The organism is Sphingomonas tagetis, assembly GCF_024211275.1.
GTDB lineage: Bacteria > Pseudomonadota > Alphaproteobacteria > Sphingomonadales > Sphingomonadaceae > Sphingomonas > Sphingomonas tagetis.
The window spans coordinates 1-1,096 of record NZ_JAMLDX010000053.1 but is presented as its reverse complement, the minus strand read 5'-3'; the positions used below and the strand labels follow the sequence as shown (position 1 = coordinate 1,096).

At 56.9% G+C, this 1,096-nt stretch carries 1 protein-coding gene; it reads right to left on the bottom strand.

Features of this window, described 5'->3' with window-relative positions:
- Nucleotides 1-5: 5 nt before the first annotated feature.
- On the bottom strand, nucleotides 6-767 hold the full coding sequence (locus M9978_RS22965) for a nucleotidyltransferase (protein WP_254297493.1): 762 nt from the start codon (nucleotides 765-767) through the stop codon (nucleotides 6-8).
- Nucleotides 768-1,096: the final 329 nt, after the last annotated feature.

Genomic DNA, 1,096 nt, shown 5'->3' with positions numbered 1-1,096 from the left:
TAAAACTATGCCGAGCCGGCTACCTCAAAACCCTGGGAAAACCGCGCGATCCTGCGTCCGCTCGGCATAGTCAGGCGCTCGGCATAAACCCCCTTATGCCGCGCGCGGCATAACGGAGTGTAGAATGTCAGTACTAGCAATACGCAGTGGTAAAGGCGCTCGGTTGTTTGGTGCAGATCGAACGCAGCCTCTTTGTAGAATTCTTGGACTATATCGAATTTCGCGATTTCGAAGCGCTTCATGGCGCTAGGAAACCACTCGTCGAAATATTCTCCCGCAAGCTCGAGCGCCTCCGCAGGCGTCCTAGGCTTGGGCTGGTGCAAGTCACTATCGTCAAGTTCATACACGGCGATACCGTCGCGGGCGACGTCCATGAAGAAATACCGGCCGTGCGCCAGACCGTCATTCACCTCCTGAAGTGAGTGGACGATGAAGTTAACTGGCGTGCGCACGGTCTTCGTGATCGATAGCTCACGGATCAACCGTTCATCAGCGCGCTGCCAGTAATCGACGCGGTCTGTCAGTTCCTTCTGATTAACGATCACCAGCAGATCGAAATCGGACTGATAGCCCTTCGCCGTGTGCGGCTCATCGACCCAACCGCCGCGCGCATAACTGCCGTAGAGGATGACCTTGAGGATCCGGCCAAGCTTCTTCTCGCCAGTAGGATTGCCCCGCGCGTCCTCGAATTCCTCGAAGAGTATCTGCAACACCCGCTCGAGATCGCGCCGCTTCGCAGGCGGCAGATGGTCGAGGTCGCTGCGCATCGCCGCATCCCTATCAAGGTGCCGGGGTGATTGCATAGCGAAACTGAAGCAATCTTTGCCGGATCAACTTTCTCACCCCCCTCTCCTCTTTGCTAGGTTCGGGCTTCGCATGGCAGGAACTGGGCCGTGAGTTGCCAATCCGCTTCTGGTTCGAGGATCTCGATTAGCCGCCGTTTGCCGTGTCCATAATGGAACGCTCGGGTTCGCCATTGCACGAACCCGCTTCGCGGGAGAGTCGCGTTGGGCGAGGTAGCGCGATACTCATAAGCTTTGGGCGGATGGCATAGCGGTCAGACCATGGATGTTCCTTCAGGAAGAGGAACTTGTCA